Source organism: Streptomyces sp. NPDC005794 (assembly GCF_042871445.1).
Lineage (GTDB): Bacteria > Actinomycetota > Actinomycetes > Streptomycetales > Streptomycetaceae > Streptomyces.
Genome location: NZ_JBIAIN010000032.1, coordinates 16,345 through 41,903 on the forward strand (window position 1 = coordinate 16,345; position 25,559 = coordinate 41,903).

Sequence of the window (25,559 nt, forward strand, 5' to 3'; positions counted from 1 at the left end):
CCGTTCTCGATGTCTGACGCGGAACTGACGTATCCGGTTGCCGACCGAGCCATTACCGTGCCCTCATGTCACAGCAGACGTTCGATTCGTACGAAGAGTTCTGGCCCTACTACGTCGCCATGCACTCCAGGGCGGCGACCCGGTGGGTCCATCTGACCGGGACCCTGACCGGCCTCGCGGTTTCCGCCTACGGTCTGGCGCGCGGCCGTAAGCGGTATGTCCTGGCCCTGCCCCTCTTCGGGTACGGCACCGCGTGGCCCGCGCACTACCTCATCGAGAAGAACGATCCGGCGACGTTCGGGCATCCCGTGTGGTCGCTGCGCGGCGACGTGCAGATGATCCGGATGATGCTCGCCGGGCGGGACGGCGAACTGGCCGAGACCGCGGCCAAGTGGCTGGCCGAGAACCCGTGACCTCTGGATGCGCCGAGGGTTGACGCCCCGTCACCCGGGGTGAAGACTTCTCTCGCGCCCGCTGCCCCCCGCACCGTACGCGCGGTCCGTACCCCGGTCGGCGGGGGTACGGACCGCGTCACGTGCGGCTGTCAGGTCCTGACGGGTTCCCGGAGCCGGTCGGCACGCACCACGGCGTGCTCCACGACCGCGACCAGCACATCCCGTACGGCCGTCCGGTCGCGCGCGTCGCAGAGCAGGACCGGCACCTCGGGGTCGAGGTCGAGTGCTGCCCGGACCGTCTCGGTGGGGAACTGCCCGGCACCGTCGAAGAGGTTGACCGCGATCGTGAACGGAATCCCCCGGCGCTCGAAGTAGTCGACCGCCGCGAAGCAGTCCTCCAGCCGGCGGGTGTCCGCGAGGACCACCGCGCCCAGGGCGCCCTGGGCCAGCTCGTCCCAGAGGAACCAGAAACGGTCCTGCCCGGGAGTCCCGAACAGATAGAGGACCAGGTCCTCGCGCAAGGTGATCCGGCCGAAGTCCATGGCCACCGTGGTGGTCTTCTTGGCCTCGACCCCCGCCAGGTCGTCGACGGGACGGCCGGCCTCGCTCAGCCTCTCCTCCGTGCGCAGCGGTCTGATCTCGCTGACCGCGCCCACCAGGGTCGTCTTGCCCACGCCGAAGCCGCCCGCCACCAGGATTTTCAGGGTGACGGGCTCGACGTGCCGCTTTCTGCGGCTAGAGCGCCCGAAGGCCATTGATCACCTCGCGAAGAAGGCTCTCGTCCGGCAGCTCGGCCGGCGGAACAGGACGGGTGACGTGCACCAGCTCGTCCTCGACGAGGTCACCGACCAGGACACGGACCACCCCGACGGGGAGGTCGAGCCCGGAGGCGAGTTCGGCGATCGACTGGGGCATGTCGCTGCACAGTTCGACGATCTCCACGTGTTCCGGGGAGAGCGTCTGATCCCGGCCGGGATCGTCCGCCGCCGGTTCGGGGATGACGATCGCGATCAGGTCGAGGCGATGACGGGACGCGCTGCTGGTACGCCCCCGGGTCATCGCGTAGGGCCGGACCACCGGCCCCGCTTCGGCGTCGTACCAGCGCGAGGAACCCACTCCGGTGGGAGCGGGTGGTGATCCGGACGCGGTGTCCCGGACGGAGTCTGCGCTCATCCCCTCACCTCACCCTCCGGCGGGCAGACCGTCGGTCCGGGGGGCGTTGGCCAGGTGCGCCCCCACGCGCTTGACCATCAGCGTCATCTCGTACGCCACCTGTCCGACGTCCGAGTCGGAGTCGGCCAGCACGGCGAGACAGCTGCCGTCGCCGGCCGCGGTGATGAAGAGGAAGGCCTCGTCGAGCTCGACCACGGTCTGGCGGACCTTGCCCGCGTCGAAGTGGCGGCCCACCCCCTTGGCGAGGCTGTGGAATCCCGAGGCGACGGCCGCGAGGTGCTCGCTGTCCTCCCGGGTCAGGTCCTGGGACGTGCCGGTGGCGAGGCCGTCGCTGGAGAGGACCAGCGCCTTACGGATGCTCGCGACGCGCTCGACCAGTTCGTCGAGGAGCCAGTTGAGCTGGCCGGAGCCCTGGCGTGCGGCGTTGTGTGCTGCGGCGTTCGGTGCGGTCATCGACCGTCCCCTCCCGGAGTCGTTCCTGGTGCTGTCTCGCCGGGGCCGGTCGCGTCCTCGGCATTCTGCCGACGGCCGCGTTGCCAGCCGCGTTGAAGCGAAGCCATGCGATTGCGTACTTCGTCCGCGTCACGTTCGAGGTCGTCGTCGGTGTCCGCGGGGACGTGGCCGGAAGTCCGCCCTGCGGAGTCCTCCCGGAGCTGTGGGGCGAGGCTCGCCTGCCGGACCCTGCGTGGGAGGCCTCCCACCGTGTCCTTGCCGGGCTCCGCGTCGACGGCTTCAGGGCCCGGGGCGGATGCGTCGGGTGTACCGGGGCGGGGGCGGCGGCCCCCGTCTCCGATCCGGCGGCCGTGCTCGGCGACGAGGGTCGGCGGCTTGCGTCGCGGCAGCGGGACGGGACCGGCGGGCCGCATCGGCCGGACGTCCGCGGAGCGGCCGTCCGACGCGTCGAAGGCCTGCTGGTGCTGCTCCCTGTCCGCTGCCCTGCGCAGGTCCCGGGCCCGGAAGATGCCGCCCCGTTCGCTCTCGGTGTCCTCGAGATCCGACACCCCGTCGAGGACCGGGGCGAGTGCCGGATCGAGCTCCCGGTCGAGTGCCGGGTCATCGGTGAACCCGAGTGTGCCCACCGGGCCTTCGAGTTCGACGGGGCCGTCGAGCACGGACGGGTCGGTGAGGGCGGTGGGTACCGGGGAGAGCCCGGTCGATCTGCCCTGGATACTCGTGTCCGCGACACCGTCCCTGCGGGCCTTGTCGCTGCCGGGTGCCTGACTGCCCGGCCGGCCGCTGCCGATCGCCTTCTCGGCCCGGCGGTCGAGACGGAAGCCGGTGCCGTGGGTGTCGGGGGCGTCGGTGAGCAGCTGCGCCGGGATGAAGACGACCGCGGTCGTCCCTCCGTACGGCGAGGTCTGCAGCGACACCCTGACGTTCTGCCGCTGGGCGAGCCGGCTGACGACGAAGAGGCCGAGCCGGTCGGTGTCGGAGAGTTCGAAGTCAGGTGTCTCGGCGAGCCTCAGGTTGGCGTCCAGGAGGACTTCCGGCGCCATGCCGAGACCGCGGTCGTGGATCTCGAGGGTGAAGCCGTTGGCCACGCGTTCGCCGTGCACCTGGACCGCGGTGTGCGGGGGCGAGAACACCGTGGCGTTCTCCAGCAGTTCAGCGATCAGGTGGGTGAGGTCGGCGACGGCCGGGCCGCCCACGCCGATGCGGGGCAGGCGCCGGACCTCGATCCGCTCGTAGTCCTCGACTTCCGCGACCGCCGCCCGCACCACGTCCATCAGCTGGATCGGCTTGCGCCACTGCCGGGACGGTGCCGCCCCGGAGAGGATCACGAGGCCTTCGGCGTGGCGGCGCATGCGGGTGGTGAGGTGGTCGAGGCGGAAGAGGTCGGCGAGTTCGTCGCTGTTCTCGGTACGCCGCTCCATGGTGTCCAGGAGCGTCAGCTGGCGGTGCAGGAGCACCTGGTTGCGGCGCGCGAGGTTGACGAAGACCTCGGAGACGCCACGGCGCATGTCCGCCTGTTTGACGGCGGCCTCGACGGCTGCCCTCTGCAGGGTGTTGAGAGCCTGCCCGACCTGGCCGATCTCGTCACGCTCGTAACTGAGGTGGGGGGCTTCGGTCTCCACGTCGACCTGCTCGCCCGAGGCGAGGCGCCGCATCACGCTGGGCAGCCGTACTCCGGACACCTCGTGGGCGTCCTTGCGTAGCCGGGAGAGGTCGCGGATGAGTTCGCGTCCCACGCGTACGGAGACGAAGACGGAGACGAGCAGGGCGACGAATCCCAGGACGCCGGCGACACCGGCCTGGATCAGGACCCGGTAGCCGGCGGGTTCGGCGCGGTCCTGGAAGCGGTTGGACATCTCGGTGCCGTCGTTGGCCAGGTGCTCCAGGACCGGCGGGGCCACTTCCTCCCAGCGCGCGGCGTCGACGGCGCCCGGTTTCGTGACCGGACCCGCGGCGATGAGCCTCTGCTCGGTCGTGCGCAGCGGATCGGTGTCGGGACTGCGCCAGTACTGCTGCATACGCCCGCGCTCGCTCGCCGGCAGGAGCTCGAGGTTGACCTCGTACAGGAGCGTGCGGCTGGCGGCGAGGTCGGAGACGACGCGGAGCTCGGGGGCGCCGAGCCGTCCCGCGACGAGGCCGGACGCGATCAGGGCGTCCTCGCGGGAGAGCATCTCGCGGGCCCGGGAGATACCGACCAGGGCCCGGACCTGCTTGTCCATCGATACGTTCTCCATCGTGTGGAGACCGTTCAGGAAGCGGTAGCAGGGGTCGACGAGACCGTTGTAGAAGTCGAGGGCCCTGGTCCGGTCGATGGTGCGTTCCTCGACGGACCCGCGCAGCGCGTCCAGGCCGTCGATCTCGCTGAGGATCGAGTCGAGCTGGGCCTCCGACTCCGTGCTCAGCTCCTCCCGGATGTCCTGGCTCTTCGCGCTCCGCATGACCTCGGCCGCGACCCGGTCGGTCGCGGCGCGCCGGCGGCGCAGAAGCGGCAGGGCGTCCGAGGCCCGGGGGTCCGCGAGGAAGACGAGCGTCTGGCGGCGTTCGTCCTGAACGGCGCGGATGGTGTCTTCCAGCGGGTGGCCGACCTGCTCCACGATGGTGCTCGCACCTATGAGTTCACCGGCCTCACGACCCGTGTGGTACGTGGCGAAGACCCAGAGACCTGCGAGAGAGGCGAGCGGCACCAGGAGCAACGCCACGATCTTCCTGCGGATGGACTTCCCGCGAAAGCGCATGGCCTCCCCCAGCTCGGCCCCGCACTGCGGGGGTGGTTGTGTCTGCGTGCCCGATCGTGTGTCCGACCGCGCTTCCGGCGCTTCCGGCCGCCCGGTCTTCCTCGTTGTCGCGGTGTTCCTGCCGCGGCCCACCGGGCGTCGGCCGGTGTTCCGTCAACAAACGGCGCGAGCCTACTACTGACCTGCCGGTAACTCGAAGACGTGTCCGGACGTTTTCCGGTCGCTCTTCCCCGAGTTGCTCACCAGTTGTCCCGGTATTCCCGGCGAAGAAGTTCGCGAAAGCGACAGAGAACTCCTGGCCGAACGCGCAGCATCCACACAAGGCAGTTGGCTGGAACTCTTCGTTCCGTGCCTCTTCGAGGCCGGTTGAGGCTCTCGACGGGGAATCTTCGCGACCTGACGTTCGTCCAGACGTACGGGGCGGAATAACCTCACGGGGTACGTGCGACAGGCAAGCGGCTCATCCCGCGTAGAACGGGTGCAAGCCGGGCAGCCACCCTTGAGTCGGACATTGGTGGGGAGTTGAAGATCCTTGGACACGGATGAGCGCCGGAGTACGGCGACATCATCGGCGGCCCGTGCGTCTGCGGCCGGTATGTCTGCATCCGACGCGTCTGCGGCCGGTGCCCGGATCCCGCGGCAGCTATGGGTGGAGGAACCCGCGATACGGAGGAGGATGCCGGATCCCGTACGGACGGCCGCCGTCCGCGCCGTCCTCATCATGTCGCTGACCATCATTCAGGCCATGGTGGCCTTCCTGTCCACGCTCGCCGAGTCCTGGCTCGCCTTCCCCATGGTGCTGAGCGGAGTCGCGAGCACAGTGGTGGCGACCTGGTCCGTGCTGGACGTCTGGGTGACCCGGCAGGTGTGGAACCAGCGCAACGGCGTGGTGTCCGTACCCAGCAGCACGGCGCGCCGTATGCGCCGGGAGCGCCGGGCAGCCAGGCGCGCCGCCCGGCGCCAGGCGCGCGGCGAGGCACGGATACGGCGCCGGGGCGAAGGCCGGCTCTCCCGGGCCTGACCGCCTGCGCCCCGGCCTCCCTCCTCGCTCAGGCCTGTGCGGCTTCCGTGTCCGTCATCTCCGTACGCGTCTCCGGGACCGCCGCCCCGCCCGCGGTGCCGGACGCGTCGCCGGTCCGCTTGAACATGCGGGTCGCGGTGATCTCACCGTGGACGGTCTCGCCCCCGGGGTCCTGCTGAGGCAGCCCCGGCCTGAGGTGCTCCTCCACGCTGATGTACTTCAGCCCCGCCCGCAGGTCCGCGTCGTTGCGGAGGCGGATGACGAGCGGGAATTCGGCGAGCGCCGTGGTGTCGAACAGCCCGGTCGTGTAGAGCAGCTGGACTCCCAGAGCGTCGGAGACGGCGCGCTGCAGCTCCAGCAGGTAGGTGGCGTTGGCACGCCCGATGGGGTTGTCGAGGAAGAGCGTGCCCGCGTGACGGTGCCGGTCACGGCCCCTGTCGTTGCTCCGCAGGGCTGCCATCGTGCAGTACAGCGCGATCGCGGCGGTGAGCAGCTGACCGCCGGAGAAGACGTCGCCCATCTGTCCGACCGGGACACGCTCGGCGCGGAGCACCGCGTCCGGCTTGAGGATCTCCACGGCGATGCCCTTGGGCTGCAGCGCCGCCTGTACCCCGCGCAGCAGGAGGGACATTCCGTCCCTGCGCAGGTCGGAGTTCCTCTTGAGGGCCGCGTGGGTGGCCTCGTCGATGACCTCGCCGAGCCTCTCGGTGAGCGTGGCCTGGTCGGGTTCCTCGAAGCGGATCCGGAGAAATTCCTGGCCGGACCACTCCCCCAGCCCCTCGGGCAGCTGGGAGAGCCGCTGGGCGGAGCGGAGCGTCGTGAGGGCGGACTCCACGAGTCCGCGGAGCCGGTCGACGATGGAGTCGCGGTTGCGTTCCAGTTGGGCCAGCTCGTCGGTGAGCACACGCAGCCGGGGCGCGAAGGCCGCCGCCCACTTCTCTGCGTGGTCGGGCAGGGCGGCTGCCGGGAGTTCCCGGATCTGCTGGCGGGCCGGGGTGCGGACCTGTTCGTAGCGGGTGGAGTTGGCGTGCCGCACCAGGACGTCGCTCGCCTCCCGTACGGAACCCTCCGCAGCGGACAGGTCGGTGGCGCAGGCGCGCAGTGAGCGACGGGCCTCGGCGGCGGACTGCCTGGCCTCCTCCAGGGTGCCCGGATACGGGTCGGGGGTCTCGGCCTCGTCCTCCGCGCCGTGGTCCCTGAGCAGGTCGCGCAGGAGCGCGGCGGTCTCGTCGAAGCCGCTCGCCGAGTCCTCGGCGGTGCGGTGGGCGCGCAGCAGTTCGGCGTGAGCGGCGCGCGCGGTGTCCAGCGCCGTGGTGGCGGAAGCCAGTTCGGCCGTGGCCGTGCGGAGCAGGGTCTGAGCCTGCTCGGCGTCGGCCGGGGCCAGGTCGGCGGGGAGCTCGGTGTGGTGGGGCGCCTCGTCGACAGGAGCGAGCCGTTCGGCTTCGCCGCGCAGCCGGCCGAGCTGTTCGCTGGCCGTGGACGCCCTGGTCTCCAGGAGCTGGACGTGGGACTCGGCGCGGGCGGCGGCCGCCTGCCGGGAGGGCCCGTCGGCTCCGTCGGTGCCTTCGAGCAGGTGGGCGGCCCGGGTGCGGACCTTGTTGGTGAGGCGGTCGAGTTCGGCCAGGGCGGCGCTCTCGTCGCTCTCGGCGCGCGCCTGCTCGGCGCGCAGGTCGGCTCCGACGCCCACCTTCTCGTAGAGCTGGGAAGCCGCCCGGTACGCCTCGCGCAAGGCGGGCAGGGAGATACGCGCAGTGGCGGCGTCGGACTCCGGAAGCGTCTCCGGGGCGCCCGCGATCTCGGCGCGCTCGGCGCGCAGGGCACGGGCGGTGCGATGGGCGTCGTCCGCGGCTCGCTGTGCCGCCCGGCGGTCCTCGTCGGCGGCGCGTGCCCGCTCCAGGTACGCCGTGGCGCGTGCCTCGGACTCGGCTGCCTCGTCGGTCAGTTCGCGCAGCCGTGCCTGCCAGCCCGCCCGGTCACGGAGGCGGTGGGCGAGGCCGGCGAGCGCGTCGGCGGCCCGGCGGGCGCGCTGGGCCGCCTCCTGCCGGTCGTCCCGCACGCGCGCGGCGTCAGCGGCGGCCTCGTCGGCCTCCGCGCGGACGGTACGTGCCTCGGCGAGCGCGGCTTCGGCGGTTTCCGCGGCGGCGCGGGCGGTACGGGCGGCCTCGCCGAGCTCGGCGAGCATCCCGGGCGGGCAGTCGGCGCGCCAGGAGCCGATACGGGCGGCCAGCGAGCGGTCGGCGGTGAGCCGCGCCGCGAGCGTCCTGATGTCCTCGTCGCGTGCGGCGGCACGGGCCCTGAGCGCCTGACGCTCCTCGTCGGCGGCGTGTTCGTCGTGCATCGCGGGGTTCGGCGGGACGAGGAACACGTCGTCGGGACCGGCGCCGGCCACGCCGGGCGCCGGTACGGGCGCGAGAAGGGCCGCGGTGGTGCCGACGGCCACGGCCGACCGGGGCAGCAGGGCGGCGGCGGCCAGGACCTCGCGTGCGCGGGTGTGCGCGTCCGGGTCGGTGATGACGACACCGTCGACGAGCTCGGACCGTGCGGCCAGGACCGCCGCGTGGTCGGCGGGGTCGACTGCCTGGGCGAGATAACGCCAGCCGGGCAGGGCCGGGATGCCGTGTTCACCGAGGTATTCGACGGTGGCGAGGACATCGGGCCCCGGGGGCAGCAGTCCGCCGTCCCCCAGGGCGCCGAGGATGCGGGAGTCGTCGGCGGCGGCGGTGCGCAGGTCGAAGAGCCTGCGTTCGGCGGCGGCGACGCCCTGGTCGAGGAGCTCCCTCAGCTCGTCGGCGCTGTTGTCGAACTCCTCTGCCGTGAGGCAGTGCGCGCCCCCGGACGCCGGTTCACGCGCGCTGTCGGTGTCGTCCGTCCCGGCGGCGGCACGGCGGGGGCGGGGGACGCCCGCTCCGGCTGCCGGGAGGCCCAGCAGGCCGGCGAGGCGGTGCTCGGCGGCGATCGACTCGGCGGCCCTGCGCTCGGCTTCGTAGGACTGTTCGGCGGCCTGTGCGCCGTCGGCCGCACGGGCCGCTGCGAGCTCCGTACGGCTTTCCGCCGCCGCGGCTTCCCGGGCCTGCTCGGCGGTGGACCTGGCTGCCTCCCGTGCGGTGTCCCAGGCGGCGACCGCGGCCTTCTCCGCGTCGTTCGCGGCAAGGGCCGCACGGGCCGGGTCGGCGTCCGGCGCGGTGTCGTCGAGCCAGCCCGCACTCACGGCCTCGGCCGTCTCCTGCTCGACCTCGGCGAGGCGCTGTCGCAGATGACCCGCCTCGCTGCGGGCGCGCTGGGCCTCGGTGGCGGCGGTGGTGGCGTCCCGGTGGGCCGCTTCCCCGGTGGCCTGGAGGGTCGCGGAGCGCTCCTCCTCCTCGTCCGCCACCCGCTCCCCCGCCTCGGCGGCGGTGTGCAGGGCGCGTACGAGGTCGGCGGCCGCCGTGGCGCGTGCGGCCAGGGCGGGGGCCGCGTCGCGCTCGGCCTCCCGGATGGCGACGGCGACGCGGGCCGAGCGGTCGGCGGCGGCCCGGTGGCGCAGGACCGCTTCGGCGGCCTGCCAGGCAGCGTGCAGGGTGCGCGCCTCGCCCAGCTCGCGGCGCTGGGCCGCAGCGCTCTTCTCGGCGGCGGTCAGGGCCAGGGAGGCGTGCCGGTAGGCCAGTTCGGCCGCGATCAGGTCCCGCCGGCCACGGCCGGCCTCGGCCTCGGTGACGGTGTGGGCGGCTGCCGTGACCTGCTGGGCGAGCTCGGCGGTGCGACCGCGCTCCGCGGCGGCGCGGCCGGAGAGCCTGCGGGCAAGGGTGCGGGTGCGCCGCTCCGCACCGGCATGGATGTCACGGCTGCGGGCCCGGGTCGCGGTGGCCTCGACGATCCGGCCCAGCAGGTCTGCGGAACCGGCGGTGAAGTCGCGTTCCGCGGTGAGCTCGGCGCGGCGGCCGAGCTTGTTGCCGAAGCCGCTGACCAGGTCGGCGAGGCCGTCCGTGTCGCGGGTGTCGGTGACGGCCCGCAGCAGCAGGTCGGTGAAGTCGGAGTCCTTCTTGACGGCGAAGAGACCGGCGGCCTCGCCCTCGTCGGCGTTCATCTCCCTCTGATAGCGGAAGAGTTCGGGGTCGAGCCCGAGGTCGCCGAGGTGTTCGTTCCAGCGGTCGTGGATCTCTTCCCAGTGCACGTCGAGGTGCGGGTAGAACTTGCCGGCGTCCGTGAGGGCGTCGCGGAACCCCTTCATGGTGCGACGCCTGCCGCGCGCGCCCGAGACACCTTCGACGGGGCGGCCCACCGAGGTGGCCTCGGCGACGGGGAGGCTGTCCAGGCTGAGACCGGGTCCGGGGCGGAAGGAGTACCAGGCCTCGGCGAACTTGCGCGGGTCGTTGGAGACCTGGCGGCCACGCCACTCGCTGACCTTGCCGACGACGACGCACTCACCGGTGAGCGTGTGCTGCCACTCCAGGGCGACGTGGCCGCAGTCGTCGGCGAGCAGGAACTTGCGCAGGACGCCGGAGCTGGCGCCGCCCAGGGTGTTGCGGTGCCCCGGCAGCATCACGGAGAAGATCAGCTTCAGCAGGACGGACTTGCCGCCGCCGTTCTCCAGGAACAGCACACCGGCGGGCGCGGGGCGGCGCGGCGGGCCGACGGGCTCGTCCTCGAAGAACTCCGCCTGGGCCGGGGCCGGTCTGGGCACGGGCTCGCCGACTCCACGCAGGTCGAGCACCGTGTCGGCGTAGCGCGCACCGGCGGGCCCGATGGAGTAGAGGCGGACCCGGGACAACTCGTACATGGCGGCGGACTCTCGTCGTTCAGGCGGCGGGCGGGCAGCTGATGAGGCAGCGGGGGCGGGGCGGTCGGAAGGGCGGCACGGGGTTCAGGAGTGGAAGGGAAGCCCCGCGTCGGCGGCCAGCTCCAGGCTCTCGGGGTCGGGCGGGGGCAGCAGGGTGGCCGAGCCGTCCGTGACCGGGACGACGCCGAGCTCGAGCAGCTCGGCCATGGCGGCGCTGCCCGCCATGTCGCGTACCTGGAGTTGGTAGCGGGCTGTGGTGCGGTAGGCACCGCCCGCGTCGTCCCCCGTGCGCTGGAGGAAACCCGAGTCGGTGAGGAAGGCGACGGCTTTGCCGATGATGCCGGTGGTGGACCCGGCGAGGCGGCGGGCGTCCTTGGTGGCGCCGGTGGAACTGCGGCGGGCGTAGATCCGCCACCCTGATTCCAGGCCGGGGGCGTCGGTGGCCGGGTCGGTGTTGTCACCCTGTTCCTCGGCGCGCTCCTCCAGGCGTCGGCATGCCTGGCGGACGAAGGCGTCGACTCCGTTGACCGTGATGCGGCCGATGTAGGAGTCGTCGGCCAGGTCCTCGGGCCGGGGGAAGGCCATGGAGGCCACGGCGAGGTGGGCGAGGCCGTGCAGGAAGCGGTCGGCGGAGTCGGAGGACGCGCGCCGGGCGTAGTCGCCCATGCGTACGGCGAAGACCGAGTCCGCGCCGGCGGTGACGGCCATACCGGCGCGGGTGGAGACCTCCAGGACGACGAGTCCCAGGCCGGTGGCGACGGCGTCGGCGAGCCGGGCGAAGGACGGTTCCTCGCGGTACCGGCGGAGCAGCTCGGTGTATTCGGTGTCGCGGGCGGGCATCAGCTTCGGCTGCAGCCCGAACGAGACCAGCCGGGCCGCGTCGGCCGCGTCGGCGGGGGTGACAGCTGCGGGAGCGGCCGGCCGTGCGGCGTCGGCCGCGTGCGGGAGGGACTGTTCGCCCCACGCGTCGGTGTGCTCGGCGTGCTGCTCGCTCAACTCGGTGACTCCTCGGTACGGGTGCCGCTCCCTGGCGGCAGCGGGTGGGTGGTCGGGCCCGGAGACGCTCACGACGCGTCCTTGCGGTCCGCGGCCATGCCCGCCGCGTCCAGCAGCGCCATGCCCACTATCAGGTCGGCCCCGCCGAATTCGTGGTCCTCGAGCGGGGTGCCGTCGTCGACGGCGAACAGCAGGCGGCGCTCGCCCTGGCGGTAGGCCGTGCCGACCGGTGGGCTCGCCGCGTGAACGGCGAGCAGGGCGACCAGGTAGGGCAGCTCGGGGTCGCGCAGCCGGGCCTCGGCAAGGAGTCCGGAGAGCCGGCGGGGGGCGTCGTGCTCCAGGTCGAGCAGTTCCATGGCGTATCCGAGCTGTTCCTCGCTGAACCGGCTGTCGTCCGGGGTGGCGATGAGGTCGGGTTCGGGCATTTCGGCGCCCAGGTGCTCCCGCTCCACCGGGGGCATGAGCAGCAGGTCGACGAGGTCGCCGACCCGGACCGACGTGGGTGTGCGCAGCCCGGTGCCGTGCGCGAAGTACGCGTCGGTGACCCGGGCGGCCTGCTCGACGGGGAGCGGCAGCAGCGGGACGACGAGTTGCCCGTACAGGTCGAGGCCGGCCCGCGCGGTGGGGGCGGCGAACGCCTGCCGGTCCTGCTCGGCCCGGAAGAGGGGCCCCGCCTCCAGCAGTCTGGACTGGAGCTGGGTGTGGCGGCGGATGCAGTCCTTGACGATGTCGACGAGCTCGGCGGCGCGGCGCTTGTTCTCGGGCTCCTCCGCCTCGTCCCTGGCCTTGCGGATGTTGGTGAGGATCGCGTTCTCGTGGCGGTAGCGGTCGGCGACGTGGTCCAGCGCCTCGGTGATCATGTCGGGTACGGCGTTGAGCCAGTCGACGGCGCGGACGTTGCGCCGGGTCGCCTCCAGCGTCCTGCGGAGCGTCTCGGCGTACTGCACGGTGCGGTAGCGGGCCTGCTCGGCGGCGAGCTGCGCGTCGGCGAGGCGGCCCCTGCTGATGAGGACCTCCAGCTTCACCTCGGCGGCGATCTGGGCGCTGGTGACATCCGTGTCCAGGGCGCCGACCAGGACGTTGACCGCCTCGTCGGTGGCACGGAGGTAGACGGTGCCGCCGTGGCCGGGGACTTCCTCGATGAGTTTGAAGTCGTAATCCCTGCGGACGTACACGCCGTCGGGCCCGAAGGTGCCGTACACGGCGCGGAAGCCGCGGTCCACACTGCCGACGTTGATCAGGTTCTCCAGGACCCAGCGCGCGACCCGTTCGTGCTCGGTGACGGGCCGGCGCGGTGCCTGGGCGGCGACGCGCGGGAGGAGCCTGGCCACTATCTGGTCGTGGTCGGCGCCCGTGTCGAAGTCCATGTTGAGGGTGACCAGGTCGATCGCCGCGAGGGCCACTTCGGCCATCGCGTAGACCGTGTACTCGCCGGCCAGATTGGCCTTGCGCACGTCGAGGTCGTGCAGCGGGGCGGTGCAGGCGAGCGCGCGCAGCCGACGCGAGAGCCCCTCATCGGCGGCGGGGCCCGGGGCGGGCCGCGGTCCCGCGCTGAGCTGGGGCGCAGCGGTCTGGGTGTCGGCAGGCGAAGTCACGCTGCACAGATTAGGTCCTCGCACCGACAACGGTCGAAACGGCGCAGAAGCGACCGGTCACGGGCGCCCGTAACCGCCCCCTCCGGGGGTGCGCAGCACCAGGACGTCCCCGGTGTCCAGCTCTGCGGTGTCGCAGCCTTCGAGCGGGGTCACGGTCGTGCCGTCGGCCCGTTCGACGTACTGCTCGCCGAGGGCTCCCGGCCCGCCGCCCGCCATGCCGTACGGCGGTACCCGGCGGTGTCCTGACAGCAGTGCGACGGTGACGGGTTCGAGGAAACGGATGCGGCGTTCCACCCCGCGGCCGCCGTGCCAGCGGCCGGGGCCTCCGCTGTCCTCGCGTACGCCGAAGCTCTCCAGCAGCACCGGATAGCGCCACTCGAGGATCTCGGGGTCGGTGAGCCGGGAGTTGGTCATATGGGTCTGCACGGCGTCGGCCCCGTCGAAGCCGTCGCCGGCGCCGGAACCGCTCGCGACGGTCTCGTAGTACTGGATCCGGTCGTTGCCGAAGGTGAGGTTGTTCATGGTGCCGGACCCCTCGGCCTGGACACCCAGGGCCGCGTAGAGGGCGCCGGTGACGGCCTGGGAGGTCTCGACGTTGCCGGCGACGGTCGCCGCCGGGTGGACGGGTGCCAGCATCGAACCCTTCGGGACGCGGATGTCCAGGGGCTTCAGGCAGCCGCTGTTGAGGGGGATGTCGTCCTCGACGAGGGTCCGGAACACGTAGAGGACGGCGGCCATGACCACGGATGTGGGGGCGTTGAAGTTGCCGGCCTGCTGCGGGGAGGTGCCCTCGAAGTCGAGGACGGCCCGGCGGGCGTCGCGGTCCACGGTCACGCTCACGTCGATGAAGGCGCCGTTGTCGGTCTCGTAACGGCAGGAGCCGTCGCGCAGCCCGGCCACGATGCGACGTACGGACTCCTCGGCGTTGTCCTGGACGTGGCCCATGTAGGCCTCGACGACGTCCTGCCCGAACTGGCGTGTCATGCGCCGCAGTTCCGTGATGCCTTTCTCGTTGGCCGCGATCTGGGCGCGCAGGTCGGCGAGGTTGGTGTCCGGGTCACGCGAGGGGTGGACCGCGGTGGTGAGCAGGTCTCGGGTCTCCGCCTCGCGGAGGGTTCCGTCGCGCACCAGCGGCCAGTTGTCGAACAGGACGCCTTCGTCGTCGATCGTCCTGCTGAAGGCGGGCATGGAGCCCGGGGTGATGCCGCCGATCTCCGCGTGGTGGCCGCGTGAAGCGACCAGGAAGCGCAGCCGGCTCCCCCGTCCGTCCTCGGGCTCGTCGAACACGGGCGTCACGACGGTCACATCCGGCAGGTGGGTGCCGCCGTGGTAGGGATCGTTGACGGCGTACACGTCGCCGGGCCGCAGGGAGCCCTCGTTGCGACGCAGCACCTCCTTGATCGACTCCCCCATGGACCCCAGGTGGACCGGGATGTGCGGGGCGTTGGCCACCAGATTGCCGTCCGCGTCGAACAGCGCGCACGAGAAGTCCAGCCGTTCCTTGATGTTGACGGAATGCGCCGTGTTCTCCAGTCGTACGCCCATCTGTTCGGCGATCGACATGAAGAGGTTGTTGAACACTTCGAGCATGACCGGGTCCACCCGGGTGCCGACGGCGGTCCGTCCGGGCCGCGGCACGACCCGGTGCAGCACGAGATGTCCGGCCGGTCCCGCCGTGGCCTGCCAGCCGGGGTCCACGACGGTGGTTGCGTCGTCCTCGGCGACGACGGCCGGGCCGGTCACGGTGTCCCCGGTGCGCAGTGTTCCACGGCGGTACAGACCGGCGTCCCGCCATCCCGCGCCGGTGAACATCCTGACGGTTCCGAGGGGCCGGAGAGCTCCTTCTCCCGTACGCACGCCGGTCCGGGGTGGGGTGTGCGGTCCGGCCGTGCCGGTCGCTTCCACCGAGACGGCCTCGACCACCAGGGGCTTGTCCATGGTGAATCCGTACCGCGCCCGGTGGGCTTCGGTGAACTCCCCGGTCATGGCGGCGACGGTGCCTCGGGCGACGGGCAGGGCGGCGTCCGTGCCGGCGTAACGCAGGAGGATCCGCGCCCGGGTGCCGATGGCGCTGTCAGGGACGCCGTCGGCTCGGAGTTCGGCGCGGGTGCGCTCCGCCAGCCCCTCGCAGATACCGCGAACCCGGCTGCCGGTCTCCTCGCCCAGTCCGGCTTCGACGGACTGTTCGCGCATCGCGGTGGCGTCGGCGAGGCCGATCCCGTACGCGGAGAGGACACCGGCGAGCGGCGGTACGAGGACGGTGTCGACGCCCAGGGCGTCGGCGACCGCGCAGGCGTGCTGTCCTCCCGCGCCGCCGAAGCCGGTGAGGGCGTAGCGGGTGATGTCGTGGCCGCGTTGGACGGAGATCTTCTTGACGGCGTTCGCCATGTTCAGCACGGCGATCTCCAGGAAGCCCGCGGCCACCTCCTCGGCCGTGCGCCCGCCTCCGGTGGCGGCGGACACCTCGTCGGCCAGCGCGCCGAAGCGTCTCGCCACGAGACCGGCGTCGAGCGGCCGGTCGCCCTCGGGGCCGAAGACGGCGGGGAAGTGCTCCGGGCGGATGCGGCCGAGCATCACGTTGGCGTCGGTGACGGTGAGCGGCCCGCCCCGGCGGTAGCAGGCGGGTCCGGGGTCGGCTCCGGCCGAGTCGGGGCCGACCCGGTAGCGCCGTCCGTCGAAGTGCAGGACGGACCCGCCGCCCGCGGCGACGGTGTGGATGCTCATCATGGGCGCGCTCATCCGCACCCCTGCCACCTGGGTACCGAGCTCGCGTTCGAACTCGCCCGCGTAGTGGGAGACATCGGTGGAGGTACCGCCCATGTCGAAGCCGATGACCCGGTCGTAGCCCGCCTGCGCTGACGTACGCACCATGCCGACGACGCCGCCGGCGGGGCCGGAGAGCACGGCGTCCTTGCCCCGGAAGTGCGCGGCCTCGCGCAGCCCGCCGTTGGACTGCATGAACATGAGGCGGATCCCGGGGAGTTCGGCCGCCACCTCGTCGACGTAGCGGCGCAGGATCGGCGAGAGGTAGGCGTCGACGACGGTGGTGTCGCCGCGCGGCACCAGCTTGATCAGCGGGCTGACCTCGTGCGAACAGCTGATCTGGGTGAAGCCCGCCGCCCTGGCTTCCTCCGCGACGGCTCTCTCGTGGTCCGGATGGCGGTAGCCGTGCATGAGTACGACGGCAGCGCTGCGGATCCCGTCCTCCGCGACCTCTCTCAGCCGCTCGGCCACGGCGGCGCGGTCGAGGGCTCTCACGATCCTTCCCCGGGCGTCGGTGCGCTCCGGGACCTCGACGACCCGGTCGTACACGGCCTCGGGGAGCAGGATGCGGCGGTCGAAGAGGTGCGGCCGGTTCTGGTAGGCGATCCGCAGGGCGTCCCGGAAGCCTTCGGTGATGACCAGGACGGTCGGCTCGCCCCGCCGCTCCAGGAGGGCGTTGGTGGCGACGGTCGTGCCCATCTTGACGCCCGCGACCCGGTCGGCGGGGACCGGGTCGTGGGGGCCGAGACCGAGCAGCAGCCGGATCCCGGCGACGGCGGCGTCGCGGTAGCGGCCGGGGTCGTGCGACAGCAGCTTGCGGGAGATCAGCCGGCCGCCGGGGTCCCGTCCCACCACGTCCGTGAAGGTTCCGCCGCGGTCGATCCAGAACTCCCAGCGTCCGGTCATCCCTCCATTCTGGCGCGGGGGACGAATCCCCGCAGAGGTGGCGTACGGGACAAGCCGGCCAGTGCCTCGGTCAGCGCCTGCCCGGCCCGCGCGTCGAGCCGTCCAGCCGTGCCGCGCGCCCGGTGGCCCAACCTCGGCAGACCTCCCGGGGCGGGCGTGACGAAGTTCGCCGGCCGCACGATCCGCAGCCCGTCACGGCTGTGCCCGTTCACGCGGCCACCGCCGTCCGGCCGCGGAGGACCTCGTCGTAGTGGCCGAGGAGCTGGTCGCCGACGGCTTCCCAGGTGCGGCCCTCGACCGCGGCCCGGGCGGTCCTGCCGAAGGCCTCGGCGCGCGGGGCGTCCGCGACGAGTGCGGCGACCGCCTGCCGCACCGCCGCCGCGTCGTGGGGTGGCACCAGCAGCCCGGTGCTCCCGTCGGCGACGAGGTCGAGCGGCCCTCCGGCCGCCGGGGCGACGACCGGGACCCCGGAGGCCATGGCCTCCTGCACGGTCTGGCAGAAGGTCTCGTAGGGCCCGGTGTGCACGAAGACGTCCAGGGAGGCGAAGAAGCGGGCGAGGTCGTCCCCCGTACGGCGCCCCAGGAAGACCGCACCGGGCAGCGCGGAGCGCAGCGACGCCTCGCTCGGCCCGTCGCCGACGACCACGACGCGCACCCCGGGCAGCGAGCAGGTGCCGGCGAGCAGTTCGACGTGCTTCTCGGGGGCGAGCCGTCCCGCGTACCCGATGATCTTCTCGCCGCCGGGGGCGAGGGCGCGGCGGAGGGCTTCGTCGCGCAGGTCCGGGCGGAACCGTACGGTGTCGACGCCCCGGGGCCACAGCCGTACCCGGGGCACGCCGTGGTCGGTGAGGTCGCGCCGCGCGGCGCAGGAGGGGGCGAGGGTGAGGTCCGCGGCGCTGTGCACGGCGCGCATCCGGCGCCAGGCGGCGCTCTCCCCGGTGCCCAGATAGGTGCGGGCGTAACCGGCCAGGTCGGTCTGGTAGACGGCCACGGCGGGGAGCCCCAGCCGGGTGGCGACCGCCATGCCCCGTACACCGAGGACGAACGGTCCCGCAAGGTGGACGAGTTCGGCGCGGTGCCCGGTCAGCGCGGCGGCGAGCCGCCTGCCGGGGAGCGCCACGCGGACCTGCGGGTAGCCGGGCAGAGGAAGCGAGGGGACGCGCACCACGGGGCAGGGATCGCCGGTGGACGCGGAGTCGGTGGAGGCCGTCGCTCCGGCCGGGGCGATGACGAGCGGCTGGTGACCGCGGGCGGCGAGGTGCCGGGCGGTCTGCAGGGTGCAGTGGGCCACACCGTTGACGTCGGGCGGGAAGGATTCGGTGACGATGACGACACGCATACGGGTGTTGTCACCGCGCCGGGAGTGCCCTCGCCGACTTGGATCTTTCCGTCCGGGGAACGTCCTATGAGCGTTTAGCCGCGCGCCCCCGGCGCGCGGCATCCGGCTCCGTGTGCCGGCTGAGCTCCGGCTCAGACGGCGGGCGCGTCCGGCCCGATCCTGCTGCGCACGGCGGTCTGGACCTCGGCCTCCTCGGCGGGGTCGGCGGCGAGCCGCCTCAGCCGTTCGGCGACCCGGATGTCCCCGGTCTCCGCGTGGTGGGCGGCCAGCTCCCGGGTGGTCTCCTCGCAGTCCCAGAGGCATTCGACGGCGAATCCGCTGGCGAAGGACGGGTCCGTGGCGGCCAGCGCGCGGGCGGCACGGCCACGCAGGTGCGAGGAGGACGTCTCCCGGTACACATGGCGCAGGACGGGTGCGGCGCAGGCGATGCCCAGGCGCCCCGCGCCGTCGACGAGGGTCCACAGGCGCGGGGCGTCGGGGCCCTCGCCCCTGACCGCCTCGCGCAGCGCGGCGAGGACGAGCGGGGCGTCCTGTACGACGCCTCGGCAGGCCAGGACCCCGGCCGCCGAGGCTCCGAGGGCGTCGGGCCGGTGGGCCCAGCGCCGGGCCCGGTGGACCGCCGCGTCTCCGCACATGCGCTCGAAGGCGGCCACGGCCGCATCGGCGACGGTGCGGGACGGGCCGACGACGGCCTCCTCGACGATGTCGAGCACGGCAGGGTCCTGGACCTCGGCCAGGTAGTGCAGGGCGGCGCAGCGTGCGCCGTCGGAGCCGCTGCGGGCGGCCTCGACGATCAGGGGACGGTCCTCGGTACCGGCGACGGCGGAGAGGCAGCGGGCCGCCGGGACGTGGAGCGCGCTGCCGCGTTCCAGCCCTTCCTGGGCCCAGTCGAACACCGCCTGGACACTCCAGCCGGGGCGCGGTCCGCCGGGCTTCATCTGCCGCTGCCATCGGTCGAAGGAGCCCTGCTCCGTCGCCGCCCTGACCCGGGCGCCGACCGCTTCACGCGGGTCGTCGGCCCAGAGCCGCCAGGGGCGGGGCTCGAAGGCGTCCCGCACGGTGGCAGCCAACTCGGCCGTGCCCTCCGCGGTGGCGGGGAACCGCGCGAGCACCGGCTCGGCCAGGGAACGCAGCCCGGCGTCGTCGTCACGCAGGGCGAGCTCGTCGAGCGCCCAGGCCCAGTTGGCTCCCGTCGCGGCGTACCGGCGCAGGAGTACGAGGGCGTCCTCGCGCCCGTAGGAGGCGAGGTGCCCCAGCACGGCGAGCGCGAGACCGGTGCGTGACTCATCGGTGTCGAGGTGGTCCTCGGGATCCCAGAGGTGCCGCTCGATCTCCTCGGTGCCCCCGTCGAGATCGAGGTAGAGGCGCGCGTAGTAGAGGGAGCGGTTCTCGACCTGCCAGTCGTGCCGCGGATCGCTCAGGACGCAGTGGCTGAGAGCTGCGAGGGCCTCCGTGCGCGGGGCGGCGAGCGCGTGGAGCGTGCCGTCGCCGCGGCCCCTCTGCAGCAGGCCGAGCAGTGTGCCGCTCGGCGCTATGAACGGATCGAACATGGGGAAAGCCTCACATCAAGCTGTCGACGCAACCGGGACTGTGCTGTTCCATGTGCCGGGGTGACATCCCCTAGGCCGCGCAGCAACATGATCGGCCGACCGCCGTCTTCTGCCTGGTGCTCATCTTCCTCTGCCTCTCGTCGGTGGCCCGAAACGGACCCGCGACGTCATGATGACCCAGCCATTTCGCCGACGCGACCACATTTACGGCGCACTGGCCGGCCTGCGGACCGGAACGCTCCTCAGCGCGCACCGAAGAGTTCCAGCAGGTCGTCCTTGCCGAACATGCGTGCGGTGTCCACGGCGGAGGGTGTTCCGGAGGCCGGATCGGCCCCTGCGGCGAGCAGCGCGTCGATCACGTCGCGCTCACCCTTGAAGACCGCTCCGGCCAACGGGGTCTGCCCCCGGTCGTTGGCCCGGTCCGGGTCGGCGCCACGGCCCGCGAGCGCGACGACGGCGGGGGCGTGCCCGTGGTAGGCGGCGAGCATGAGCAGGGTGTCACCCCGGTCGTTGGTGAGGTTCGCCGGGACACCCGCGTCGACATAGGCGGCGAGCGCGTCGCTCTCGCCCCGGCGGGCCAGGTCGAAGACCTTGGTCGCCAGCTCGACCACCTCGGGATCGGGGGTTTCGCTCATCGGACGGACCGCCTTCCATGGCCGCTTCGGGCCGCTACCGGCCTGGTGGGGGTACGGCGGGGGCCGTACGAGTGAATCGACAGAGTACTGCTCCAGGACATTCGTCAGCCTGCCCCGGAGCAGCGGAAGATCACGGCGCGGGCGTCACTTTCCGGTGGAGACAGGGCCCACGCGGCTCCCGGGAGCGCCTGGACAACCGCGCTTCGCCCTCCGGTCGGGTGAAACGCATGGATATTCACTCACTTGCACCTTTTATCGTATAGGTACATCTTGTGATCCTGGAAGTACTCATGGTGACTGTCCCCTCAACCAGGAGAACCGCTCATGATCCTCTCCATCTCGGGCGTGGTACTGCTCGGCATCATCGTCTTCCTGTTCTTCAAGAAGGACGGGCTCAAGGCCTCCCACGCCCTCATCTGCGCGCTGTTCGGCTTCTACCTGGCCGGCACGGCCATCGCCCCGAGCATCACCGCCGGCGGGGCGAGCCTCGCCAGCATGCTGGGCGGGATCAAGTTCTGACGCTCCGAAACCGCTCCCACCACTTCAGGAGACCGACGTGGCCCGGCGACCACTCCCCCGCATTCTGAGCAGCGGCAGCGCTTCGATCACCCGCAGTCGCGAGATCGCACGCACGGCCGCCGACAACGCCACCGACGTCCTCCACCCGCTGATCACGGTCGCCCGTGGTCTGCGGCTGCTGGCGGGAGCGGGACGGCAGAAGTGGGCCGCGACACCCAAGGACCGGCGCGGACATGTGCTGTTCCTCGTCGCGGCCTGCGTACTGCTGGTGATGCTCATCCCCTACGGGCTCCTGCTGGCCCTGATCTCGGTGATGGGCGCCGCCGCGTGGCGGGGGCGCGACCGCACCCCCGTGAAGACCGGCCCCGGCGAGGCGGAGACCGCGCGGCTCCAGGCCCTCTACGAGGCGCTGGTGCCACACTTCTCCGTGGCCGACGACCCCGGTCCGCTGTTCTCCCACGGCGGCGACTGGGAGAAGGCCTTCGGCACGTCGTACGAGTTCGACGGCAACGGACGTCTCACCCGGCTCCAGGTGAACTACCCGGCGTACTTCACCGACGGCGAGCCCACGTCCCGGGCCCGGGTCGAACAGGTGCTCCACGCCAAGTCGGGGCGGGGCCGCGAATACCACTTCGCCTGGGACGAGGAGAGCAACCACCTCCTCATGACCGTGCTCGCCGCGCTCCCCACCACCATCGCCGCCCAGCGCTTCGTCACCGCGCCCGGCGAGACCGTACTCGGGTTCACCGACACCGACGCGGTACGGCGCACCGTTCCGGTGCGGGACGGTGACGTGACGCGGGACGCCTCTCCGGTGATCTGGCGGACCGGCGCCCGTTCGACGGAGCCTCATCTGCTGATCGCCGGGCATCCCGGCAGCGGCACCACGACCCTGTTGCGCTCTCTCGCCCTGCAGGCCCTCCAGCACGGCGACATCCTCGTCGTGGAGGGCGGCGGCACGGGCGAGTACGGCTTCCTCACCGGCCGGAACGGCGTACTGGCGGTGGAGTGCGGCCTCGCCGGGGCCCTCGCGACACTCGAATGGGCGGCGCACGAGACCGAGCGGCGGCTCATCGCCGCCAACCGGGCACGCCAGGCCGGGCACCCCGAGCCCGAGGACATCAAGCGCCCTCTCTGGATCCTGCTGGACCGCCCGAGCGCCCTGGGGCACCTGGCGGCCGCCGACGGCAGGCAGGATCCTCAGGAACTCCTCCAGGTGCCGTTGCGGCACGGCCGCGCCGCCGGGGTGACGGTGGTCGTCGCGGACACGCTCGACAGCCTGGACGCGCTCACCGAGACCGTACGGACCCACACCAGGGCACGCGCCGTCCTCGGCCCCGCGGACCGCGAACAGGTGGAGGCGGTCCTGGGCACGCAGCCGCACACCACACCCACCTCGGACGTCCCTCCGGGGCGCGGATACACCCGGCTGGGCAGCGGGCCGGTCCTCCGGCTCCAGGTGCCCGCCACTCCGGACCCGCACGACGAGGCCACGAGCGAGGCCCACCGCCGGGCGGTGCTCGACCTGCTGCCCGGCGGGGCTCCTGCGGTGGAGCAGGCCACTCCTGAAGCCGCCGCCGAGCCCGTGTCCGTGCACACGGAGCGGCTGATCGGGACGCCGGCCGTCGCGGAGGGGTGAGCGCCTCGGAGCCTGAAGGCCCGGGCACCTCAGGCCACGAAGGTCCGGGGCGCCTCCGCTCCCACGCTCGCCCCGGAGCCGACCAGCCCGGCGGCCGCGGCGAGCCGGAGCGCCGCCTCGTCCGCCAGCGGGCCGCCCACGGTGAACGGCAGCCGCACATAGCCCTCGAAGGCCCCGTCGACCCCGAACCGGGGCCCCGACGGGACACGGACGCCGACCCGCTCGCCCGCCACGGCCAGGCGGGAGCCGGAGAGCCCGCCGGTGCGCACCCACAGGGTGAGGCCGCCGGCCGGCACCTCGAACTCCCACTCCGGGAGCTCCCGCCGCAGCGCCCGCACCAGGTCGTCCCTGTTCTCCCGCGCCTGCTCACGCCGGATCGCCACGGCCTGCTCCCAGCCGCCCGTCCGCAGCAGCCAGTTGATGGCGAGCTGTTCCAGCACCGGCGTCCCCATGTCGGCGTACGCGCGTGCCGCGACCAGGCTGCGGATGACGTCCGGTGCGGCCCGCACCCAGCCGATCCGCATGCCGGCCCAGAACGCCTTGCTCGCGGAGCCGACGGTCAGGACGGTGCTGCCGGCCGGGTCGAACGCGCAGACCCTGCGGGGCATCGCCACGTCCGTGTCCAGGTGCAGCTCGTGCATGGTCTCGTCGACCACCAGGACCGTGCCCGCCGACCGGGCGGCCTCGACCAGGGCGCGGCGCTGCTGCTCGTCGGCCAGGGCCCCGGTGGGGTTGTGGAAGTCGGCGACGACATAGGCCAGCCTCGGCGCGGCATCCCGCAGGACCTGCCGCCATCGGTTCATGTCCCAGCCGCCGAGGCCCTCCTCCATCGCCACGGGCACCAGCCTGGCGCCGGCCTCCCGCATGAGCTGGAGGATGTTGGCGTAACTCGGGGACTCCACGGCGATGCGCTCGCCGCGCCCGGCGAAGAGATGACAGATGGCGTCGATGGCGCCCATCGCCCCCGTGGTGACCATGATCTGTTCGGGCATCGTGGGGATGCCGTGCCCGGTGTAGCGGTCCGCGATCATCTGCCGGAGGGCGGGAAGGCCGGCCGGGTAGTCGCCGTGCGTGTGCGCGTACGGCGGCAGCTCCTCCAGGGCGCCCTGGACGGCCCGGGTCAGCCAGGGCTCCGGGGCGGGCAGCGAGGCGCACCCCAGGTCGATCATCGAGCCGAGCGACTCCGGGGGCAGTGGTTCGAGACCCCGGGCGGGCAGCGGATTGCCCGCCGGGACGGCGGTCCAGCTGCCGGCCCCGCGGCGCGACTCCAGGAATCCCTCCGCCCGCAGCGCCTCGTAGGCGGCGGCGACGGTGGTCCGGCTGAAGGACAACGCCAGCGCGAGCTCCCGTTCGGCGGGAAGCCGCGCGGCGACCGGGACCCGGCCCTCCAGGACGAGCAGACGCACTCCGTCGGCGAGGGCGCGGTAGGCGGGCGGCTTACGGGCGCCCGGCGCCAAGGGGCGCGCCTGCTGGCCCTGGAGCTGACGGGCGAGCTGCGCCGCACCGACGATCGAAGTCCACTGCGCCAAAATAATCAGTCCACCTTCCTAGGATTGGCCATAGTTGGCAGCCAATCCCCTGCCACAGAGTGACACGAAGCAGTCCACTACCACCACCACACAGGGGGCACAACTTGTCCGACACCACCACCCGGGGCAACGCCCGGCTCGTCCGGAGGCTGATCCATCTGTACGTGGGTCTGGCCCTGTACGGGGCGAGTTCGGCACTCCTGGTCCGTGCCGGACTCGGACTCGAACCATGGGGAGTGCTGCACCAGGGGCTCGCCGAGCGGACCGGCATCTCCATCGGGGTCGTCTCGATCGTCGTCGGAGCGGTCGTCCTCCTCCTGTGGCTCCCGATCAGGCAGCGCCCGGGGCTCGGCACCGTCTCCAACGTGTTCGCCGTCGGCATCGCGATGGACGGCACACTCGCCCTCGTACCGGATGTGCACGGCCTCGCGGCGCAGATCCCGGCGATGGCCGCGGGCATCGTGCTCAACGGCGTCGCCACGGGCCTGTACATCTCCGCCCGCTTCGGCCCGGGGCCGCGCGACGGCCTGATGACCGGTCTGAACCGGCTCACCGGCCGTTCCATCAGGCTGGTGCGCACGGCGATCGAAGTGGCCGTGGTCGTGACCGGCTTCCTGCTCGGCGGTTCGCTCGGCGTGGGCACGGTCCTGTACGCCCTGGCCATCGGTCCGCTCGCCCAGTTCTTCCTGCGCCTCTTCCACGTCCCCTCGCCGGACGCCGGCACCCCTGCCGTTGCCGGGCGGACACCGCCAGGAGCGATACTTCCGCGGTGACCGCAGCGACTTCGGGGCGCCACCCCTACCTGGACCATCCTTCGACGATTCCCTTCGCCCACCGTGGCGGGGCGGCGGACGGCTTGGAGAACACCGCAGCCGCTTTCCGGCGTGCGGCCGGCGCCGGCTACCGCTACTTCGAGACCGATGTGCACGCCACGGCGGACGGCCGCCTGGTCGCCTTCCACGACCCGACCCTGGACCGGGTGACGGACTCCCGGGGGCGGATAGCCGGGCTGCCCTGGAGCGAGGTGCGCCGGGCGAGGGTGGCGGGCAGCGAGCCGCTGCCGCTCTTCGAGGAGCTGCTGGAGGAGTTTCCCCACGCCCGCTGGAACGTGGACATCAAGGCGGAGCCCGCCCTCGTGCCGCTCATCGACCTGATCCGCAGGACCGACGCCTGGGACCGGGTGTGCGTGGGTTCGTTCTCGGAGGCGCGCGTGGCCAGGGCGCACCGCCTCGCGGGCCCCCGTCTGGCCACCTCCTACGGGGTGCGCGGCGTGCTCGGTCTGCGGCTGCGCTCGTACGGCATCCCCGCGGCTCTCCGGGCGGGCGCGGTCTGCGCGCAGGTCCCGGAGAGCCAGAACGGCGTCCGCGTCGTCGACCGGGGCTTCGTCCGCACGGCGCACGCGCGCGGGCTGCAGGTCCATGTCTGGACGGTCAACGAACCGGAACGGATGGCGGCGCTCCTGGACCTCGGGGTGGATGGCATCATGACCGATCACATCGAGACGCTGCGCACGGTGCTGAGCGAGCGGGGGGCCTGGGCCTGACGCCGGGGCCTG

Annotated in this window: 18 protein-coding genes; 6 read left to right on the top strand and 12 right to left on the bottom strand. The window is 72.7% G+C overall.

Annotated features, from left to right (window positions below; genetic code table 11):
• Positions 1-65: 65 nt before the first annotated feature.
• Positions 66-413: an Mpo1-like protein gene (locus ACFYQ5_RS34320; protein WP_389203314.1), complete on the top strand. Its 348-nt coding sequence runs from the start codon at positions 66-68 to the stop codon at positions 411-413.
• A 131-nt stretch (positions 414-544) separates the two neighbouring features.
• Here ACFYQ5_RS34320 and ACFYQ5_RS34325 read toward each other — a convergent pair whose 3' ends face one another.
• Genes ACFYQ5_RS34325 through ACFYQ5_RS34340 form a run of 4 tightly spaced genes read right to left on the bottom strand, consistent with a single transcriptional unit; the run spans position 545 to position 4,756 of the window.
• The gene (locus ACFYQ5_RS34325) at positions 545-1,150 is read right to left on the bottom strand and encodes an ATP/GTP-binding protein (RefSeq protein ID WP_389203315.1); all 606 of its coding nucleotides are present in this window, start codon (positions 1,148-1,150) and stop codon (positions 545-547) included.
• Positions 1,131-1,568, bottom strand: a complete 438-nt coding sequence (locus ACFYQ5_RS34330) for a DUF742 domain-containing protein (RefSeq protein ID WP_389203317.1) — start codon at positions 1,566-1,568, stop codon at positions 1,131-1,133. Before ACFYQ5_RS34330 ends, ACFYQ5_RS34325 begins: the two co-directional genes overlap by 20 nt.
• A 9-nt stretch (positions 1,569-1,577) precedes the next feature.
• Positions 1,578-2,021 carry a roadblock/LC7 domain-containing protein gene (locus ACFYQ5_RS34335; RefSeq protein WP_389203319.1) on the bottom strand — a complete coding sequence of 148 codons (444 nt, stop codon included), beginning with the start codon at positions 2,019-2,021 and terminating at the stop codon, positions 1,578-1,580.
• Positions 2,018-4,756 (bottom strand): nitrate- and nitrite sensing domain-containing protein, encoded by a 2,739-nt coding sequence (locus ACFYQ5_RS34340; protein WP_389203321.1) that lies wholly within the window; start codon positions 4,754-4,756, stop codon positions 2,018-2,020. The genes ACFYQ5_RS34335 and ACFYQ5_RS34340 overlap by 4 nt, the downstream gene beginning before the upstream one ends.
• Positions 4,757-5,288: 532 nt before the next feature.
• On the opposite strand from ACFYQ5_RS34340, the gene ACFYQ5_RS34345 reads away from it, so the two are divergent.
• Positions 5,289-5,777 (top strand): hypothetical protein, encoded by a 489-nt coding sequence (locus tag ACFYQ5_RS34345; protein WP_389203323.1) that lies wholly within the window; start codon positions 5,289-5,291, stop codon positions 5,775-5,777.
• A 28-nt stretch (positions 5,778-5,805) separates the two neighbouring features.
• On the opposite strand, the gene ACFYQ5_RS34350 is transcribed toward ACFYQ5_RS34345, so the two are convergent.
• From ACFYQ5_RS34350 to ACFYQ5_RS34380, 7 genes are all read right to left on the bottom strand, one after another.
• Positions 5,806-10,533 carry a hypothetical protein gene (locus ACFYQ5_RS34350; RefSeq protein WP_389203325.1) on the bottom strand — a complete coding sequence of 1,576 codons (4,728 nt, stop codon included), beginning with the start codon at positions 10,531-10,533 and terminating at the stop codon, positions 5,806-5,808.
• 84 nt (positions 10,534-10,617) lie between these two features.
• Positions 10,618-11,529, bottom strand: a complete 912-nt coding sequence (locus ACFYQ5_RS34355) for a hypothetical protein (protein ID WP_389203379.1) — start codon at positions 11,527-11,529, stop codon at positions 10,618-10,620.
• 68 nt (positions 11,530-11,597) lie between these two features.
• Positions 11,598-13,124, bottom strand: coding sequence for a hypothetical protein (locus ACFYQ5_RS34360; RefSeq protein WP_389203327.1), 1,527 nt, complete (start codon positions 13,122-13,124; stop codon positions 11,598-11,600).
• Positions 13,125-13,181: 57 nt separating this feature from the next.
• Entirely contained in the window at positions 13,182-16,793 is a 3,612-nt protein-coding gene (locus ACFYQ5_RS34365) for a hydantoinase B/oxoprolinase family protein (protein ID WP_389203330.1), read from the bottom strand.
• Positions 16,794-17,001: 208 nt separating this feature from the next.
• Positions 17,002-18,132, bottom strand: a complete 1,131-nt coding sequence (locus tag ACFYQ5_RS34370; protein WP_389203331.1) for a glycosyltransferase family 4 protein — start codon at positions 18,130-18,132, stop codon at positions 17,002-17,004.
• Between the two features lie 131 nt (positions 18,133-18,263).
• Positions 18,264-19,682, bottom strand: coding sequence for a HEAT repeat domain-containing protein (locus ACFYQ5_RS34375; protein WP_389203333.1), 1,419 nt, complete (start codon positions 19,680-19,682; stop codon positions 18,264-18,266).
• 242 nt (positions 19,683-19,924) lie between these two features.
• Positions 19,925-20,317 carry an ankyrin repeat domain-containing protein gene (locus tag ACFYQ5_RS34380; protein ID WP_389203334.1) on the bottom strand — a complete coding sequence of 131 codons (393 nt, stop codon included), beginning with the start codon at positions 20,315-20,317 and terminating at the stop codon, positions 19,925-19,927.
• Between the two features lie 324 nt (positions 20,318-20,641).
• Between ACFYQ5_RS34380 and ACFYQ5_RS34385 the strand changes: the two genes are divergently transcribed.
• Together ACFYQ5_RS34385 and ACFYQ5_RS34390 are read left to right on the top strand one after the other, a co-directional pair.
• Positions 20,642-20,836 (top strand): hypothetical protein, encoded by a 195-nt coding sequence (locus tag ACFYQ5_RS34385; protein WP_014044751.1) that lies wholly within the window; start codon positions 20,642-20,644, stop codon positions 20,834-20,836.
• Between the two features lie 37 nt (positions 20,837-20,873).
• Entirely contained in the window at positions 20,874-22,475 is a 1,602-nt protein-coding gene (locus ACFYQ5_RS34390; protein WP_389203336.1) for a hypothetical protein, read from the top strand.
• A 29-nt stretch (positions 22,476-22,504) separates the two neighbouring features.
• On the opposite strand, the gene ACFYQ5_RS34395 is transcribed toward ACFYQ5_RS34390, so the two are convergent.
• Complete coding sequence (locus ACFYQ5_RS34395) at positions 22,505-24,004, bottom strand: PLP-dependent aminotransferase family protein (protein ID WP_389203337.1); 1,500 nt, start codon at positions 24,002-24,004, stop codon at positions 22,505-22,507.
• Between the two features lie 104 nt (positions 24,005-24,108).
• Here ACFYQ5_RS34395 and ACFYQ5_RS34400 point away from each other — a divergent pair, with 104 nt between their 5' ends.
• Together ACFYQ5_RS34400 and ACFYQ5_RS34405 are read left to right on the top strand one after the other, a co-directional pair.
• Complete coding sequence (locus ACFYQ5_RS34400; protein ID WP_389203338.1) at positions 24,109-24,777, top strand: YitT family protein; 669 nt, start codon at positions 24,109-24,111, stop codon at positions 24,775-24,777.
• A complete protein-coding gene (locus tag ACFYQ5_RS34405; protein ID WP_389203340.1) occupies positions 24,774-25,547 on the top strand; it encodes a glycerophosphodiester phosphodiesterase family protein in 774 nt (257 codons plus the stop codon). The genes ACFYQ5_RS34400 and ACFYQ5_RS34405 overlap by 4 nt, the downstream gene beginning before the upstream one ends.
• The last annotated feature ends 12 nt before the right edge of the window (positions 25,548-25,559 follow it).

Coding starts and splice junctions, on each gene's coding strand:
- ACFYQ5_RS34320 (WP_389203314.1), top strand. CDS start 66: ATGTCACAGCAGACGTTCGATTCGTACGAAGAGTTCTGGCCCTACTAC.
- ACFYQ5_RS34325 (WP_389203315.1), bottom strand. CDS start 1,150: ATGGCCTTCGGGCGCTCTAGCCGCAGAAAGCGGCACGTCGAGCCCGTC.
- ACFYQ5_RS34330 (WP_389203317.1), bottom strand. CDS start 1,568: ATGAGCGCAGACTCCGTCCGGGACACCGCGTCCGGATCACCACCCGCT.
- ACFYQ5_RS34335 (WP_389203319.1), bottom strand. CDS start 2,021: ATGACCGCACCGAACGCCGCAGCACACAACGCCGCACGCCAGGGCTCC.
- ACFYQ5_RS34340 (WP_389203321.1), bottom strand. CDS start 4,756: ATGCGCTTTCGCGGGAAGTCCATCCGCAGGAAGATCGTGGCGTTGCTC.
- ACFYQ5_RS34350 (WP_389203325.1), bottom strand. CDS start 10,533: ATGTACGAGTTGTCCCGGGTCCGCCTCTACTCCATCGGGCCCGCCGGT.
- ACFYQ5_RS34365 (WP_389203330.1), bottom strand. CDS start 16,793: ATGACCGGACGCTGGGAGTTCTGGATCGACCGCGGCGGAACCTTCACG.
- ACFYQ5_RS34370 (WP_389203331.1), bottom strand. CDS start 18,132: ATGCGTGTCGTCATCGTCACCGAATCCTTCCCGCCCGACGTCAACGGT.
- ACFYQ5_RS34375 (WP_389203333.1), bottom strand. CDS start 19,682: ATGTTCGATCCGTTCATAGCGCCGAGCGGCACACTGCTCGGCCTGCTG.
- ACFYQ5_RS34380 (WP_389203334.1), bottom strand. CDS start 20,317: ATGAGCGAAACCCCCGATCCCGAGGTGGTCGAGCTGGCGACCAAGGTC.
- ACFYQ5_RS34385 (WP_014044751.1), top strand. CDS start 20,642: ATGATCCTCTCCATCTCGGGCGTGGTACTGCTCGGCATCATCGTCTTC.